The 16,642-nt window shown below is 70.8% G+C and carries 15 protein-coding genes and 1 riboswitch; of the genes, 6 read left to right on the top strand and 9 right to left on the bottom strand.

Annotated features, from left to right (window positions below; genetic code table 11):
• Window positions 1-15 precede the first annotated feature (15 nt).
• Complete coding sequence (locus tag O3W51_RS25390; RefSeq protein WP_138355910.1) at window positions 16-750, top strand: HD domain-containing protein; 735 nt, start codon at window positions 16-18, stop codon at window positions 748-750.
• Window positions 751-857: 107 nt separating this feature from the next.
• Window positions 858-2,102 (top strand): Cmx/CmrA family chloramphenicol efflux MFS transporter, encoded by a 1,245-nt coding sequence (locus O3W51_RS25385; RefSeq protein ID WP_138355909.1) that lies wholly within the window; start codon window positions 858-860, stop codon window positions 2,100-2,102.
• Window positions 2,103-2,168: 66 nt separating this feature from the next.
• Here the strand turns inward: O3W51_RS25385 and O3W51_RS25380 are convergent, their stop codons facing one another.
• Both O3W51_RS25380 and O3W51_RS25375 read right to left on the bottom strand, forming a co-directional pair.
• A complete protein-coding gene (locus tag O3W51_RS25380) occupies window positions 2,169-2,459 on the bottom strand; it encodes a DUF4031 domain-containing protein (protein WP_138355908.1) in 291 nt (96 codons plus the stop codon).
• Window positions 2,460-2,526: 67 nt separating this feature from the next.
• A complete protein-coding gene (locus tag O3W51_RS25375) occupies window positions 2,527-2,871 on the bottom strand; it encodes a hypothetical protein (RefSeq protein WP_164295828.1) in 345 nt (114 codons plus the stop codon).
• 141 nt (window positions 2,872-3,012) lie between these two features.
• Between O3W51_RS25375 and O3W51_RS25370 the strand changes: the two genes are divergently transcribed.
• Window positions 3,013-3,909: a MurR/RpiR family transcriptional regulator gene (locus tag O3W51_RS25370; RefSeq protein WP_138355924.1), complete on the top strand. Its 897-nt coding sequence runs from the start codon at window positions 3,013-3,015 to the stop codon at window positions 3,907-3,909.
• 127 nt (window positions 3,910-4,036) lie between these two features.
• A complete protein-coding gene (gene murQ / locus O3W51_RS25365) occupies window positions 4,037-4,978 on the top strand; it encodes an N-acetylmuramic acid 6-phosphate etherase (RefSeq protein WP_138355906.1) in 942 nt (313 codons plus the stop codon).
• Window positions 4,979-5,125: 147 nt separating this feature from the next.
• On the opposite strand, the gene groL is transcribed toward murQ, so the two are convergent.
• The 4 genes from groL to thrC all read right to left on the bottom strand — a co-directional run bounded on the left by groL (window position 5,126) and on the right by thrC (window position 9,298).
• Window positions 5,126-6,754 (bottom strand): chaperonin GroEL, encoded by a 1,629-nt coding sequence (gene groL / locus O3W51_RS25360; protein WP_138355905.1) that lies wholly within the window; start codon window positions 6,752-6,754, stop codon window positions 5,126-5,128.
• A gap of 351 nt (window positions 6,755-7,105) precedes the next feature.
• Window positions 7,106-7,309, bottom strand: coding sequence for a cold-shock protein (locus tag O3W51_RS25355; protein WP_009339379.1), 204 nt, complete (start codon window positions 7,307-7,309; stop codon window positions 7,106-7,108).
• A 418-nt stretch (window positions 7,310-7,727) separates the two neighbouring features.
• A complete protein-coding gene (locus O3W51_RS25350) occupies window positions 7,728-8,003 on the bottom strand; it encodes a ubiquitin-like small modifier protein 1 (protein ID WP_138355904.1) in 276 nt (91 codons plus the stop codon).
• The gene (thrC, locus tag O3W51_RS25345) at window positions 8,000-9,298 is read right to left on the bottom strand and encodes a threonine synthase (protein ID WP_232485322.1); all 1,299 of its coding nucleotides are present in this window, start codon (window positions 9,296-9,298) and stop codon (window positions 8,000-8,002) included. Before thrC ends, O3W51_RS25350 begins: the two co-directional genes overlap by 4 nt.
• 17 nt (window positions 9,299-9,315) lie before the next feature.
• Window positions 9,316-9,457: riboswitch (SAM riboswitch) on the bottom strand.
• Window positions 9,458-9,652: 195 nt separating this feature from the next.
• Between thrC and O3W51_RS25340 the strand changes: the two genes are divergently transcribed.
• Window positions 9,653-10,633: a glucosyl-3-phosphoglycerate synthase gene (locus O3W51_RS25340; RefSeq protein ID WP_269287401.1), complete on the top strand. Its 981-nt coding sequence runs from the start codon at window positions 9,653-9,655 to the stop codon at window positions 10,631-10,633.
• 223 nt (window positions 10,634-10,856) lie between these two features.
• Window positions 10,857-12,284, top strand: a complete 1,428-nt coding sequence (locus O3W51_RS25335; protein ID WP_269287400.1) for an alpha,alpha-trehalose-phosphate synthase (UDP-forming) — start codon at window positions 10,857-10,859, stop codon at window positions 12,282-12,284.
• Window positions 12,285-12,370: 86 nt separating this feature from the next.
• Here the strand turns inward: O3W51_RS25335 and O3W51_RS25330 are convergent, their stop codons facing one another.
• The 3 genes from O3W51_RS25330 to O3W51_RS25320 all read right to left on the bottom strand — a co-directional run bounded on the left by O3W51_RS25330 (window position 12,371) and on the right by O3W51_RS25320 (window position 16,630).
• Window positions 12,371-15,214 (bottom strand): PKD domain-containing protein, encoded by a 2,844-nt coding sequence (locus O3W51_RS25330; RefSeq protein ID WP_187144922.1) that lies wholly within the window; start codon window positions 15,212-15,214, stop codon window positions 12,371-12,373.
• Between the two features lie 216 nt (window positions 15,215-15,430).
• Window positions 15,431-16,282, bottom strand: a complete 852-nt coding sequence (gene otsB, locus O3W51_RS25325) for a trehalose-phosphatase (RefSeq protein ID WP_138355899.1) — start codon at window positions 16,280-16,282, stop codon at window positions 15,431-15,433.
• Between the two features lie 108 nt (window positions 16,283-16,390).
• On the bottom strand, window positions 16,391-16,630 hold the full coding sequence (locus O3W51_RS25320) for a DUF3263 domain-containing protein (RefSeq protein ID WP_244809228.1): 240 nt from the start codon (window positions 16,628-16,630) through the stop codon (window positions 16,391-16,393).
• Window positions 16,631-16,642: the final 12 nt, after the last annotated feature.

Below are 16,642 nucleotides of genomic sequence, written 5' to 3'. Positions count from 1 at the left end.
CGCACAATAGCCACCATGGCTGTCACCCCCGCGACGAAGCACCCGCAGCATGCCGCATTGCTCACCCAATGGTGTGACCTGCTGCGCCGCACCCGGGTCGCCCCGATTTCGGACACTCCCGGCTCCGCCCCCACCGCTGCCCCCACCCCCGCACCCGATGCCGCCTACGGCGAGGACCTGCTCGGCCGGTGGAGCGAGGAGCAGCGGTGGTATCACACCACGGATCACCTGGTCGCCGTACTCGACCACATCGCCGAGCTGGCCGCTTACGCCGACGACCCGGACGCCGTACTGCTCGCGGCCTGGTTCCACGACGCCGTGTACCGCCCGGACCGCTCCGAGAACGAGGAGCGCAGCGCCCGGCTGGCCGAGCGGGCGCTGGCCGAGGCCGGGGTCGACGCCGCGCGCATCGCCGAGGTGGTCCGGCTGGTGCTGCTCACGACCAGCCACGACCCGGCACCCGACGACCGGAACGGCGAGGTCCTGTGTGACGCGGATCTCGCGGTCCTGGCCGGTGAGCCTGCCGCGTACGCCGCCTACGCCGCCGCCGTCCGCCAGGAGTACGGCTTCGTGCCCGACGACGCCTTCCGGTCCGGCCGCGCCGCCGTCCTGCGCCAACTGCTGGATCTGCCCCGGCTCTTCCGCACCCCGGTCGGCCACGAGCGCTGGGAGCACATCGCCCGCCGCAACCTCGGCACCGAGCTGGAACTGCTCCTCGCAACCGGTCCCGCGACCGACCCTGCCACCTGACCGGGCCACCTGACCGGGCCGAGCCTGTCCGGGAATACGCGGGAATACGCAGGTCACCCGAGGCGCTGGTAACTGTTATGCCCTCCGCCGACGCCAGCCGCTCCCGCATGCCCGTAGCCGTCTACGTCCTCGGGCTCAGTGTCTTCGCGCTCGGCACCTCGGAATTCATGCTCTCCGGCCTGCTGCCGCCGATCGCCGACGATCTCGGCGTCAGCATCCCGCAGGCCGGACTGCTGATCTCGGCGTTCGCGATCGGCATGGTCGTCGGGGCTCCGCTGCTCGCCGTGGCCACGCTGCGGCTGCCGCGCCGCACCACCCTGATCGCGCTGATCACGCTCTTCGGCCTGGGGCAGGTCGCGGGCGCCGTGGCGCCGAACTACGCGCTGCTGTTCGCCTCCCGGGTGATCAGCGCGCTCGCCTGCGCGGGCTTCTGGGCGGTCGGCGCGGCCGTCGCGATCTCCATGGTCCCGATGAACGCGCGGGCCCGGGCGATGGCCGTGATGATCGGCGGACTGAGCATCGCGAACGTGCTGGGCGTCCCCGCCGGTGCCTTCCTCGGCGACCAGTTCGGCTGGCGTTCCGCGTTCTGGGCGGTGGCCCTGATGTCGGCGGTGGCGCTCGTCGGCGTGATCGCGCTGATCCCCCGCATACCGATCCCGGACGTCCGCCCCCGGCTCCGCGAGGAGCTGCGCATCTACCGCGACGGCAACGTCTGGCTGGCCGTCGCCATCACGGCGCTCTCCGCGGGCGGTGTGTTCTGCGCCTTCAGCTATCTCGCACCGCTGCTCACGGACGTCGCCGGGCTGCCCGAGGGCTCGGTGCCCGCGATCCTGGGCCTCTTCGGGGTCGGCGCGCTGATCGGCACCGCGATCGGCGGCCGTTTCGCGGACGCCCACCTGTTCGGTGTGATGATCGGCGGCATCTCCGCGTCCACGGTCTTCCTGGGCGCGATGGCGCTCACCGCGCAGAACCAGATCGCCGTGATCGTGCTGTCGTTCCTGCTGGGCCTCTCGGCGTTCTTCACCGCGCCCGCGCTCAACGCCCGCATCTTCAACGTGGCGGGCGCCGCCCCCACCCTCGCCGGCGCCACCACCACGTCCGCCTTCAACCTGGGCAACACCGGTGGGCCCTGGCTCGGCGGCCTCGTCATCAGCGGCGGCTTCGGCTTCGCGGCCACCGCCTGGGCGGGCGCCGCCATGGCCGCGGTCGCCATCGGCCTCGTACTCGTCTCGCTGCGCCGGCACGGCGCGAGCCGCGTCATCGCGAGCCACCCGGTGCCCGCGGTCCCGGCGCCCGCCGAGGTCACCGGCTCGACGCCCGCCGACGTCACCGGCTCGACGCACTCAGGCTGACCGCAACCCACTCAGGAACCCACTCAGGCCGTCCTCGACCCACTCAGGCTGACCTCGACGCACTCATCAGGCCGACGCGGCCGACGCGTCACCCGCCGGCGGGGCCTTGCGGCGGCGCAGCCCCGCGCCGATGAGCCGCCGCACGATCTCCTTGCTGCCGACCTCCACCGCGCCCAGCTCGACGGCCGAGGCGTAGCGAGCGGCCGGAACGTCGTAGTGGTCCCGTTCGAACGCCTTCGGCGGGCAGCCGAGCCGCGCGGCGAACGCGTGCAGCTCCTCGTAGGAGACGTCGCTGACCAGGTGCGACCACATGCGGCCGTGCCCCGGCCAGGTCGGCGGGTCGATGTAGAGCGTCATGAAACCGCCGTCCCCTGGGGCAGAGTCCACGTCCGGGACCGGGCCCCGGTTCGGGAGGGTGTCATCGTCAGCTCAGCCCGCCGACCGGGGCGACGACCGCCCCGGCGGTCTCGCAGACCCAGTGCGGGTCGGGCCCGAGCTCCGGTTCGACGGCGAGCCCGTGCGGCTCCTCGCACAGCGGGCACAGCGGCCAGCGTCCGAAGCGCGCCAGCAGCGCGTCCTGGACGTCCTGGGCGACCAGCCCGGCGACGAACTCGATGCCCTCGGGCCACTGCTCGACCCACCAGCGGCGCTGCGCGACGGCGTTCTCGACCAGGGAGACGACGTCCGGTCCGGCTACGTCCCGGGCGGCGAGGTCGGCGAGGATGAGCGCCCGCGCGCCGTGCAGGGCCTCTTCCAGATCACGATCCATCCGTCCATTCTGCCTCCTGTCCCCTTGACGCCCCCACCGCCTGAAAATATCTTTCAAGATGTGACGTACAGCGTGAAGGAAACTTTCCCCCAGCGCGCACGGCCGTCGCGTGACGCGTCCGCCGCCCCCGCCACGTCCAGAGTGCCCGACAGGAGCCCCGACCCCGGGACGCTGGCGGCCACGGTCCGTACGGTCGGGCCGTCGATGACCCGCTCGATGCAGCGGGTCGCCGAGGCCGTGGCCAACGACCCCGCCGGCTGCGCGCACCTCACCGTGACCGCGCTCGCGCAGCGCACCGGCACCAGCGAGGCCACCGTCGTCCGCACCGCGCGGCTGCTCGGCTATCCCGGCTACCGGGATCTGCGGCTGGCGCTGGCCGCGCTCGCCGCGCAGCAGGCGGCGGGCGTACCGCCCGCCGTGACCGCGGACATCGCCGTGGACGATCCGCTGACCGAGGTGGTGGCGAAGCTGGCGCGCGAGGAGCAGCAGACGCTCGCCGACACCGCCGCTCAGCTCGACGTGGCGCAGCTGGAGGCGGCCGTCGGGGCCCTCGCCGCGGCGCGCCGTATCGAGGTGTTCGGCATCGGCGCGTCCAGCCTGGTGGGCCAGGACCTGGTCCAGAAGCTGCTGCGGATCGGGCTGATCGCGCACGCGCACGGTGACACGCACCTGGCCATCACCAACGCGGTCCAGCTGCGGCAGGGCGATGTGGCGATCGCGATCACGCACTCGGGCAACACCCATGACGTCATCGAGCCGCTGCGGGTGGCCTTCGACCGGGGTGCGACGACGGTGGCGATCACCGGCCGCCCGGACGGCGCGGTCACCCAGTACGCCGATCATGTGCTGACCACGTCCACCTCGCGGGAGAGCGAGCTGCGGCCGGCCGCGATGTCGAGCAGGACCAGTCAGCTCCTCGTGGTGGACTTCCTGTTCATAGGCGTCATGCAACGCACCTACGAGACCGCCGCACCCGCACTGTCCGCCTCGTACGAGGCGCTGGCCCACCGGCACAGTCCGCGCGCCTCCCGCTCCTGACCGGAGCCCCGTCCAGCACCAGCCCCCGATCCCCCGACCGCTATCCGCACACAGGACGCAGCATCATGCTGTGGCGCGATGACGTGGCGCCATGGCTCACCGCTTCACGTAAGGACGTACGAGCCGCATGTCCCCCTCCACCGACTCCGACTACACCGAGCTGCGCCGGGAGCTGGAGACCCTCACCACCGAGGCGTTCCGGCCCGAGCTCTCCGAGATCGACCGGCTCTCCACCCTGGAGATCGCCCGGACGATGAACGCCGAGGACGCCACCGTCCCGGCCGCGGTCGCCGCACAACTGCCGGCCATCGCCGCGGCCATCGACGACATCGCCGAGCGGATGGCGCGCGGCGGGCGGCTGCTCTACGCCGGGGCGGGCACCGCCGGCCGGCTCGGGGTGCTCGACGCGAGCGAGTGCCCGCCGACGTTCAACACCGAGCCGGGGCAGGTCGTCGGCCTGATCGCGGGCGGACCGGCCGCGATGGTCACCGCGGTGGAGGGCGCCGAGGACAGCAGGGCGCTGGCCGCCGCCGATCTGGACGCGCTGGCGCTGGGCCCGGACGACACCGTCGTGGGCGTCTCGGCGTCCGGCCGCACCCCGTACGCGATCGGCGCCGTCGAGCACGCCCGCTCGCTGGGGGCGCTCACCGTCGGGCTGTCCTGCAACGCGCACTCGGCGCTCGCGGCGGCCGCCGAGCACGGTATCGAGGTCGTGGTCGGCCCCGAGCTGCTCACCGGCTCGACCCGGCTGAAGTCCGGCACGGCGCAGAAGCTCGTGCTGAACATGCTCTCGACGATCACGATGATCCGGCTCGGCAAGACGTACGGGAACCTGATGGTCGACGTCCGGGCGTCGAACGAGAAGCTGCGGGCGCGGTCGCGCCGGATCGTCGCCCTGGCGACGGGGGCACCGGACGCCGCGATCGAGGCGGCGCTGGCCGCGGCGGACGGCGAGGTCAAGCACGCCATCCTGGCGATCCTGGCCGATGTGGACGCGGCCACGGCGGCCCGGCTGCTGGCGAAGAGCAACGGCCATCTGCGCGCCGCCCTGGAGTCGGCCGGCGCCTGACACCGACTGGTTCCGGCGCCTGACGCCCACCGGATCCGACGTGTAGGGCCTGTCCGGGCACACAACGCCCGAGGGCGGCATCCCCAGCTGGGGATGCCGCCCTCGGTCTTACTACGGGTACCGCTGACCGGAGTTCTGACCAGAAGGTCAGAAGTCCATGTCGCCACCGGGCATGCCGCCACCGGCGCCGGCGCCGGCTCCGGCCTTCTCGGGCTTGTCGGCGATGACGGCTTCCGTGGTGAGGAAGAGCGCGGCGATGGAGGCCGCGTTCTGCAGCGCGGAGCGCGTGACCTTGGCGGGGTCGATGATGCCTTCGGCGATCATGTCGACGTACTCGCCGGTCGCGGCGTTCAGGCCGTGACCGATGGGCAGGTTGCGGACCTTCTCCACAACGACGCCACCTTCGAGGCCACCGTTGACGGCGATCTGCTTCAGCGGGGCCTCGAGGGCCAGCTTCACGATCGCGGCGCCGGTCGCCTCGTCACCTTCGAGCTCGAGCTTCTCGAACGCGACGGCGGCCTGGATGAGAGCGACGCCACCACCGGCGACGATGCCCTCTTCGACGGCGGCCTTCGCGTTGCGAACGGCGTCCTCGATACGGTGCTTGCGCTCCTTGAGCTCAACCTCCGTCGCGGCGCCGGCCTTGATGACGGCCACGCCGCCCGCGAGCTTCGCCAGGCGCTCCTGGAGCTTCTCACGGTCGTAGTCCGAGTCCGAGTTCTCGATCTCGGCACGGATCTGGTTGACGCGACCGGCAACCTGGTCGGCCTCGCCGGATCCGTCCACGATCGTGGTCTCGTCCTTGGTGATGACGACCTTGCGGGCACGGCCGAGCAGGTCGAGACCGGCGTTCTCCAGCTTGAGGCCGACCTCCTCGGAGATGACGGTGCCACCGGTGAGGATGGCGATGTCGCCGAGCATGGCCTTGCGGCGGTCACCGAAGCCCGGAGCCTTGACGGCGACGGACTTGAAGGTGCCACGGATCTTGTTGACGACGAGGGTGGAGAGCGCCTCGCCCTCGACGTCCTCGGCGATGATCAGCAGCGGCTTGCCGGACTGCATGACCTTCTCGAGGAGCGGGAGCAGGTCCTTCACGGACCCGATCTTCGAGTTGACGATCAGGATGTACGGGTCGTCGAGGGACGACTCCATACGCTCCAGATCGGTCGCGAAGTAGGCGGAGATGAAGCCCTTGTCGAAGCGCATGCCCTCGGTGAGCTCAAGCTCGAGCCCGAAGGTCTGCGACTCCTCGACAGTGATGACGCCTTCCTTGCCGACCTTGTCCATCGCCTCGGCGATGAGCTCGCCGATCTGGGTGTCGGCGGCGGAGATGGAGGCCGTAGAAGCGATCTGCTCCTTGGTCTCCACGTCCTTGGCCTGCTCGAGCAGCTGGGCGGAGACGGCCTCGACGGCCTTCTCGATGCCGCGCTTGAGGGCCATCGGGTTGGCGCCCGCGGCTACGTTGCGGAGGCCTTCCTTGACGAGGGCCTGGGCGAGAACGGTCGCGGTCGTCGTGCCGTCACCGGCGACGTCGTCGGTCTTCTTCGCGACTTCCTTGACCAGCTCGGCGCCGATCTTCTCGTACGGGTCCTCGAGCTCGATCTCCTTGGCGATGGAAACACCATCGTTGGTGATCGTGGGGGCGCCCCACTTCTTCTCGAGGACGACGTTGCGGCCCTTCGGGCCGAGGGTGACCTTGACGGCGTCGGCGAGCTGGTTCATCCCGCGCTCGAGGCCGCGCCGAGCTTCCTCGTTGAACGCGATGATCTTGGCCATAGAAGTGGTCCTCCCGGACAGGGGTGGATTTCAGTGGACCGCGTGGCGCCCGCGACGGACGGCCTGCCGATCACCGGGCTCTTCCCGGCGCTCGATCGGGCCTCGCCGACCCGGTCCTTCTGTCACTCTCACTGTCAGAGTGCTAACGCCAATGATTAGCACTCGCCCTAGTCGAGTGCAAGCGACTGTGGATAACTCGGGGTCCCGGAGGGGCGCCGCGCGGCTCCCCGAGCTTCGGCCAGGGGTGCCTCCACGACCGCCGGGACCGGGACGCACGAAGGGCCCGCGCCCCTGTCGGGACACGGACCCTTCGGCGTGAGTGCGTAGCGCCGTCGGCGACGCTCCGGAGCTTCAGCCGGCCAGGCGGACCATGTCCGCCTGCGGCCCCTTCTGACCTTGCGAGATCTCGAACTCGACCCGCTGGCCTTCCTCGAGGGTGCGGTAGCCGTCCATCTGGATCGCGCTGTAGTGGACGAAAACATCCGCACCACCGTCGACCGCGATGAAGCCGTAGCCCTTCTCCGCGTTGAACCACTTGACGGTGCCCTGAGCCATCCCTAACTCCCCTATTGCTGGCCCTATCGCGAATCCGCACTTCGCGGACCCGGGTCAGACCTCACCCCCGCCAAGGTCGGGGGCGTGCGCCGGAACGCGTCGACCGCGGCCGAATGTATCCGTACGGATGCCCTCTGCAACAGGTCAATCCGACGAGAATTCCAGGCACGACTGATCGGAAATACGGGGAGGAACAATAAGGATCCGGGGCAACTCGGACCGGACATACTTCGCCTACACGACAATCATCTCGCGAATTTGGCGATAAATCGTCGAACCGCGTGCGGGGCCGGGCGGGAGTCCACCGCAACTGTACCTCGATTCAACTACCGCCCCACACCCAGATGCCCCGCCCACCACAGGGCGGACGGGGCATGAGGCGGGCATGAGTTCACGCGGGACTGGGTATGGACGGAGGTCAGCCTCCGGCTACCGCCGGAATGATCGAGACATTCGCGCCGTCCGGAACCGAGGTCTGCAGACCTTCGGAAAAGCGCACGTCGTCGTCATTCACATAGACGTTCACAAAGCGCCGCAGCTTGCCCGTGTCGTCGAGAACGCGCGCCGAAATACCCGTGTGGTTCTTCTCCAGCGACTCAAGGATCTCGGAGAGCGTCGAACCCTCGGCCGGGACTTCCGACTGGCCGCCGGTATAGGTGCGGAGAATGGTCGGAATACGAACAGAAGCACTCATGCGAGGCCAGCCTCTCGGAACGCGGCAAGGGTCGGGCGGATGACGGCGGTCGGGCCGGTGGTCGGAGCGACCGCGTCGAGGGTCTTCAGTCCGTCACCGGTGTTGAGGACGACGGTCTCCAGGGCCGGGTCGAGCTGACCGGTCTCGATGAGCTTCTTCAGCACACCGACCGTCACCCCGCCCGCGGTCTCGGCGAAGATCCCCTCGGTCCGGGCCAGCAGCTTGATCGCGGCCACACACTGCTCGTCGGTGACGTCCTCGACCGCTCCGCCGGTGCGGCGGGCGATGTCGAGCACGTACGGGCCGTCGGCCGGGTTGCCGATCGCCAGCGACTTGGCGATGGTGTCCGGCTTCACCGGGCGCACCACGTCGTGGCCGGCCTTGAAGGCCGCGGAGACCGGGGAGCAGCCCTCGGCCTGCGCACCGTAGATCTTGTAGGGCTTCTCCTCGACCAGCCCGAGCTTGATCAGCTCCTGCAGCCCCTTGTCGATCTTCGTGAGCTGCGATCCGGACGCGATCGGGATGACGATCTGGTCCGGCAGCCGCCAGCCGAGCTGCTCGCAGATCTCGTACGCCAGGGTCTTGGAGCCCTCGCCGTAGTACGGACGCAGGTTGACGTTGACGAAGCCCCAGTCCTCGCCGATCGGGTCGCCGATCAGTTCGGAGCAGAACCGGTTCACATCGTCGTAGTTGCCTTCGATGCCGACCAGCTCGCCGCCGTACACCGCGGCCATGACGACCTTGCCGGCCTCCAGGTCGTGCGGGATGAACACACAGGAGCGGAACCCGGCGCGGGCGGCGGCGGCGCCGACGGCGCCCGCCAGGTTGCCCGTGGAGGAGCAGGAGAGCGTCTTGAGGCCGAAGGTGCGGGCGGCCTCCAGGGCGATGGCGACGACGCGGTCCTTGAAGGAGTGCGTCGGGTTGCCGGAGTCGTCCTTGACGTACAGGCCGCCGGTGACACCCAGCTCACGGGCCAGGTTGTCGGCCTTGACGAGCTTGGTCCAGCCCGGGTTCAGATTGGGCTTGTCGACCACGTCCGCCGGAACGGGCAGCAGCGGCGCGTAGCGCCAGATGTTCGCCGGGCCGGACTCGATCTGCTTGCGCAGGGCTTCCGGGTCACCGGTGGGGAGGTCGTAGGCCACTTCGAGCGGCCCGAAACACTCCTGGCACGCGAAGACCGGTCCGAGCGGAACGCGTTCTCCGCACTCGCGGCAGGAGAGCGCGACGGCGGGTCCGAACGCGGGTCCGGTGTCCGGGGTGGCTTCAGTGGTGTTGTCGATGGTCTGCACAGCCATGACGGCGAGGCCCTTTCTCCTCATCTTCCCCGCGGCGACGATCGCCACGAGACGGAATTGGCACCTTCCCCACCTGGCCTCGCGTCGTCGACGACGAGATGTGGCGGGAGGGTTGCCGGGACTTCTGCGGGCCGTTCCCTCAGTCCCTCTGGATGAGCGCTGTGGCACCGGGCTCTCACCCGGGCATTTGTTTTCCGTGGTGACCCCCGGCATGCGGCGGTCACTCGCGTTGTTCAAGACTGTAACCGACGAGCCGGACACTTGAGATAGTCGTCCGAACCGCGAGACGGGCCACACAGGGTCCCGTCACGGGGTGGATTCCATGCCCAACCGTCACATCAGGGAGTCAAGCACGTGCTGCAAGAGGTGGAGCGCTGGCTCGATCGACGGTCCTGGTCCGCCGCCGACCGGCCCCTCGAGCGGCTGCTCGCGGCCAAGCGTTCCGCGGGCGACCGGGGCACGGTGAGCGTGGTGCTGCCCGCCCTCGACGAGGAGGCCACGGTCGGTGCGATCGTCCGCACCATCCACGACGAGCTCATGAGCGGTCCCGTGCCCCTGGTGGACGAGCTGATCGTGATCGATTCAGGCTCCACGGACCGTACGGCGGAGGTCTCGGCGCGCGCCGGAGCCCGGGTCGTGCACCGCGACGAGATACTCCCCGACCTGCCCGCGGTGCCCGGCAAGGGCGAGGTGCTGTGGCGTTCGCTGCTGGTGACGAGCGGCGAGATCGTCTGCTTCATCGACGCCGACCTGCGCGACTTCGACGCCGGCTTCGTCTCCGGCATCATCGGCCCCCTGCTGACCGAGCCCGGCGTCCAGCTGGTCAAGGCCATGTACGACCGCCCACTGGAGACCGGCGACACGATCGTGCCGGCCGGCGGCGGCCGCGTCACCGAACTCGTCGCCCGCCCCCTGCTCAACCTCCACTGGCCCCTCCTCGCGGGCTTCGTCCAGCCCCTCGGCGGCGAGTACGCGGCCCGCCGCTCCCTCCTGGAGCGGCTGCCCTTCCCGGTCGGCTACGGCGTCGAGCTCGGCATGCTCATCGACGCCCTGAACACCGTCGGCCTCGACGCGCTGGCCCAGGTGGACGTCGGCGTCCGCCACCACCGCCACCAGGACGGCCAGGCCCTCGGCCGCATGGCCGCCACGATCTACCGCACCGCCCAGGTCCGCCTCGCCCGCGGCCAGCTCGTCCGCCCCGTCCTCACCCAGTTCGACCGGGCCCCGAACGGCGGCTTCGCCCCCCGCACCCACCAGGTCGCAGCCGAGGAACGCCCCCCGATGATCACCATCCCCGAATACACAGCCCTCCGCGGGGCACGCCGCACGGGCTGACAACCCAAGCCCCCTCCACCACCCCCTCACGGAGCCCGGGGACGTGAGGGGGACGGGGCCGGAGGGGTGGGGTTTCGAAATGCTGCCGAGCTATTTGTGAGCCGCCAGGCTCGTAAATAGTCGATTTCGAAGCCCCACCCCGGAGGACCCGGCCCCCGCAACCACCCCCGCGGCGAAGCCGCCACCACGTTTGCGTCGCAGGACACCTGGCTAGGCTGGCGGCATGGTCGCTCACCGCGCAGCCCCGATCCTCGTCGCCTCCAACCGCGGGCCCGTCTCCTACACCCTCGGAGAGAACGGCACGCTGACCGCCCAGCGCGGCGGCGGCGGACTGGTGTCCGGCCTCAGCGCCATCGGCCCCGACGCCGGCGCCGTCTGGGTGTGCGCCGCCATGAGCGAGGGCGACCGCGAAGCGGTCCGCCGCGGCGAGGGCGACGCGCAGACGCGCATGCTCGGCATCGAGCCGGACATCTTCGCCGCCGCCTACAACTCCATCGCCAACTCCGTGCTGTGGTTCGTCCACCACCTGCTCTTCCAGACCCACCTGGAACCCCTCTTCGACGAGGACTTCCGGCAGGACTGGGCCTCCTACGAGACGTACAACGCCGCCTTCGCGGACGCGCTCGCCGAGGAGGCCGCGGAAGGCGCCACCGTCCTCGTGCAGGACTACCACCTGTCACTGGCCCCCGCGATGCTGCGCGAGCGCCGGCCCGACCTGCGCATCGGGCACTTCTCGCACACCCCGTGGGCGCCGCCGGACTACTACCGCCTGCTGCCCGACGACATCGGCGCCCAGCTCCTCACCGGGATCCTCGGCGCCGACCGCGCCGCGTTCCTCACCCGGCGGTGGGCCGAGGCCTTCGCCGCGTGCTGCGCGGACGTGCTCGGCGCGGACGTCGGCCACGACGCCGCCGGGGAGCTGACCGTCACCCACGAGGGCCGCACCACACGGATCGGCGTGCACGGCCTCGGCGCCGACGCCGACTTCCTGCGGGAGCGCTCGCACCAGGACGACGTCGAGGAACGGCTGGCCGCACTCCGCTCCGAGATCGGCCCCGGCCGCCGCACGATCGTCCGCGTCGACCGCACCGAGCTCTCCAAGAACATCGTGCGCGGCTTCCTCGCGTACCGGCAGCTGCTCACCGAGCACCCGGAGTGGCACGAGCGCGTCGTGCACATCGCCTTCGCGTACCCGTCACGCCACGATCTCGCGGTCTACCGCGAGTACACCGCCGAAGTGCAGCGGGTGGCCGACGAGATCAACGCGGACTTCGGCACCGCCGACTGGCAGCCGCTGCTCCTCCACGTCAAGGACGACTTCGCGCGGTCGCTGGCCGCGTACCGTCTCGCCGACGTGGCCCTGGTCAACCCGATCCGCGACGGAATGAACCTCGTGGCGAAGGAGATCCCGGTCGTCTCGGACGACGGGGTGGTCCTCGTCCTGTCCCGCGAGGCCGGCGCCTACGAGGAACTCGGCGACGACTCCCTGGTCGTGAACCCGTACGACCTGCGCTCCACGGCCCGTGCCCTGCACGAGGCCCTGACCCTCGACAAGGACGAACGCACCGAACGCACCAAGCGCCTGGCAGCAGCGGCCACGGCCCTCCCCCCGGCCGCCTGGTTCCTGGCCCAGCTGAACGCGCTGGCCTGACGTATCGAACGAGGGCCCGGTGCCCGCATCCAGGAGGATGCGGGCACCGGGCCCTCGGCTTGCCGGTTCAGGTGATCAGGTGGTGATCAGGCCACGTAGCCCTGCAGGTCGACGACGATGTCGGCGAATCCCACCGGGATGGAGATGTCGAAGTACCCCTCGGGGGACAGCGGTACGAGAGCCAGGCCGGGAACAGTGCTGCCCGCCGGGAAGTTCAGGATCGACGTTCCCGGTTGCGAAGCGCCGTCCGCGTAGGCGGTGAGGAAGCCACCGGCCAGCGTGTTGGCCGCCGTGACGTTCACCAGAACCGCGTGTCCCGTACCGGCGCTCCCGCCCGCACCGGGCACTCTGATCCGCATCGTGCTGCCCGCGCCCAGATTGCCCTTGTACCCGCCGGTCCCGTCACGGGTGTCGACGAGCCGGCTGGGGGTCGTCGGCATGAACGGGTCACCGCCCTGCGCGGGATCGACGAAAGCACCCTGCAGGTCGGCGATGAGGTGCACGCCGCCGCTCTGGTTGTACAGCAGCACGGTGCCGTCCGCCGCGATCGGCACCGTGACCTGGTTGGACACGATCTGGCCCGTGGAGAAGTTGAGGCTGGAAGTGGTTGGCGGGATGCTGGTGGGCGCCGCGCTCACGAAGCCGCCGCCCACGGACTCGGTCGCGGTCAGGTTGAGGGTGACCGCGTTCGCCCCGGCCGGTACGCCTGCGGCGCCCCTGACCTTGAGCCGAACGGTGCCGCCCGGGCCGAGCTTGCCCTTGGGCGCGCCGGTTCCGTTCCGGGTGTCCAGCAGCCGGACCGGACCGGCGGACGGAAGGCTGTGGAAGCCCCCTGAGGCGGGGTTCCCGACCACGTCGGCGTAATACCCCACGACGTCCGCCAGCAACTGGACCCGGCCGCCCGCTCCGTTGTAGAGCGCGACCTTGCCGTCGGGGCCGACCGGGACGAGCACGGCGTTCGCCACCGTCTGTCCGGCGGTGAAGTTCAGGCTCGACGCCGTGGGCCGGGAGGTGCCACCTGAGTAGGCGGTAACGAAACCGCCGGTGGTCGGCTCGGTGGCGGTGATGTTCAGCAGCACCGCCGTCACATGCCCGTTCGCGGGCACACCCGCCCGCCCGGTCACCGGCACCTGCACCACACCGCGAGGACCGACGCTGCCGGCCGGAGCACCGTTCCCGCTCCGGGTGTCCAGCAGCCGCGCGGACGGCACGGGCACGAACGCACTGCCCGCCGTGACCTGCTGAAGAGAGGCGGCCGTCCGGTCGTGGTCGTCCTTCACCGTCAGCGTGACGACGTAGGTGCCGACCGCCGCGTAGGTGTGGACGGGGTCGTCGGTGACCGGGGTGCCGTCGCCGAAGTCGTAGCGGTAACTCGCGACCGGCCAGGGGCTGACGGTCGCGGACGGATCGGCGGTGACGCGCAGCGGCATGCCGTCGGTGCCGCTACGGACGGCCAGGTGGGCGGCGACCGGTGCGGGCGGCGCGACGACGTGGCTCTGGAGCACCGTCGCGGTGTGGCCGAGAGCGTTGGTCGCGGTCACAGCGACCTTGTAGGTGCCGGGCGCCGGGTAGGTGTGGCCGACGGGAAGCGTCGCCGAGGTCACCTGGGCGCTGCCGTCGCCGAAGTCCACGGAGTACTGCGTGATGGGCACCCAGGTCGCGGTCGCCGCGCCGGTCACGGTCACATCCAGCGGAGCCTGGCCCGCCTTCGGTGTGACGTTGTAGGTCAGCGCCATCGGGTCCTGGAACTCGAACGCGCCCCGGTCGTGGTGACCCGCGCCGGTCCCGGTGTCGGCGACGAGCGGGTCGTCGACACGGGGAGAGCCGTGCAGGTCGGTGTCCAGCTGGCCCGGCGCGTTCGCGTCGGCTGAGTCGATCATGGGCGAACCCTCTTGGGGCGTCATGAACGCGCGGGGAACAGCAACGTCGTGCGCCCCTTGTCCGGAAGCCTGCTGGAATGCGGGAATACCGCCATACGTCTGGTCCGCCCAGCGGTACGCGTTCGGCGCGTCGCTCGTCACGACGTTGTAGTCCGCTGTCGTACCACTGGTTGAAGCGGCCGACACCGCAAGGGTCAGATACTGGCTGGAGGAACATCCCTGCGGGGAGCGGCCCGAGAGCTTCAGGAGAACATTGTTCTCGACCGTCGCCCCGGAAGAATTTCCTGCCAGCTCCACGCCGGCACCGCAGTTCGCGCCGATCGTGTTGCTGGTGACCACCGTGCCCGGCGCATCGGTCACGGCCACCGCGCGACCGATGTTGGTGACCATCTGGTTGGTCGAAACGACAGCGCGCACCACTCCCGGATCGACGCTGATGGCGTCGCCCGGCGTCATAGTGACCCGGCTCCGGCTCACCGTCACATCGCTGCTCTGCCCGGTCACCCGGACAGCGGGATAGGTGACTCCGCCGGTCACGCTCTTCCAGCCCGAGCTCTGGATCCACGCGTCGTTCACCGTGATCCGGCCGGAATCCGTGACGAGCACGGCCTCATGCCCGCTCTTGGGCGTGAAGTGCTCGAACGTGACGTCATGGACGCCCTTGAAGCTGACGGCATGCAGCAGGTCCTGCTGGATGCCGATCACCACGGCGCCGGGCACGACGGTCTTCTCGTACCCCGGCCCGGTGAAGGTGATCGGCGCCTCGGGTGTACCGGACCGGGTGACTTCCACCGACTCCCGGTAGTTGCCCTTGGCGATCCGCACCGTCTGACCCGGCTCGACGATCTTCGCCGCCGCCGAGATGGTGCAGAACGGTACGGCCTGGCTCCCCGCGTCGGCACTGGCGTCCGAGCAGGTGGCGGAGCCGTTGTCGACGTACAGATTGCCCGCGTCGGCCTGCGCGGCCTGCGCCATGACGCCGAGTGCCGGCAGGCCGGTACCGATGAGCAGGGCCGATACAGCAAGCCCCGTTATGCGTGCTTTGCGCACGGCATTGACCCCCAGAAAAGTCGCGATGGACGCTCCCACGGCGCATGGGCCGCCCCCCGGCGGCTGCGGCATCGTGCAGCTGACAGATCTTCGCAGATCAGGCGCCGCCGGCACAGCCCCGGAACGTCACGCGACCGACCCCGGCCTCCCGTGCGGGGAGCGATGCGGGCGCGCCGCAGAAACCCTCGGCACCGCCCGCGCCCCCGCCGGAGGCGGTCAGTGTGCTTCGAGCGCGTCCGCCAGGGCGTTGAGGAGATCCACCACGCCCTTCGGGCCGTCCACGACGAGGTCGGAGCGGGCCACGAGTTCTGGGGGGACCTCGCCGGAGGCGGTGCCGCTGCAGACGAGGACGCCGGGGAGGCCTTCGCCGCGGAGGCGTTCGACGGCGCCGAAGGCGGCGAGGTCGCCGAGGTCGTCGCCGGCGTAGAGCACCGAGCCGGCGTCGGCCTCGCGGAGGTAGGAGGCGAGGGCGACGCCCTTGTCCATGCCGGGGGGCCGCAGTTCCAGGACGAGGCGGCCGGGCTCGACGATGAGGCCGTGGCGGGCGGCGAGTTCGCCGAGGGGGTCGCGGAGGGCTTCGAACGCGGCTTCCGGGTTCTCGGTGCGGCGGGTGTGGACGGCGACCGCGCGTCCCTTGTCCTCTATCCAGGTGCCGCGCCAGGCGCCGATCCGGTCGAGGAAGCCGGGCAGCTCGGCCCGTACCGCGTCGACGCCGGAGTGGTCGCCCGCGGACTTCACCTCGCCGCTGACCGCGTCCCAGCGCTCCGCGCCGTAGTGCCCGAGGACGACGAGCCGCTCCAGTCCCGGGACGCCGGCGAAGCCGCCGTACCGGACCGCGACGCCCGCCGGGCGGCCGGTGATCACCGCGACCGCCCCGAGGTGGGGGGCGAGCCGGGCGAGTGCGGGCACCGCGCCCGGGTGGGCGCGGGCGCTCTCGGGGTCGGGCACGATCGGCGCCAGGGTGCCGTCGAAATCGAGGGCGACCACGGCACGTTCGGGGTTCGCGAGGAACGCCGCGAGCCCTTCCTTGCCGTCGGACGTGGACGAGGTCAGCAGGTGACTGCTCATGACCCCGACCCTACCGAGGGGAGGAGGGGCAGAGGAGGGGGCGTGCGAAGCACTTCGTTGGAAGGGTGGTGGCGGGCGCCGGGCGGGCACACGGGAGCATGCGCGCGTTCAGCGCGAATCGCGGCGGGTGTCCCGGGCGCGGCGCAGCCGGTTGACGGTCACCGGGTCGTGGGCGAGTGCCCGGGGATCGTCGAGGAGGGCGTTGAGGAGCTGGTAGTAGCGGGTGGCCGACATGCCCAGCTGCTCCCTGATGGCGCGTTCCTTCGCCCCGGGCCCCGCCCAGGTGCGGGCGGCGAGGTCGAGGACGGCCCGGTCCTGGCCGGTCAGGCTCTCGCTCTCGCTCTCCACCCGCGTCTCCTC

The organism is Streptomyces sp. H39-C1 (genome assembly GCF_027158125.1).
GTDB classification, from domain to species: domain Bacteria; phylum Actinomycetota; class Actinomycetes; order Streptomycetales; family Streptomycetaceae; genus Actinacidiphila; species Actinacidiphila fildesensis.
Note: the sequence above shows the minus strand (reverse complement) of the source record. Positions and strands in the feature narration are given on the sequence as shown.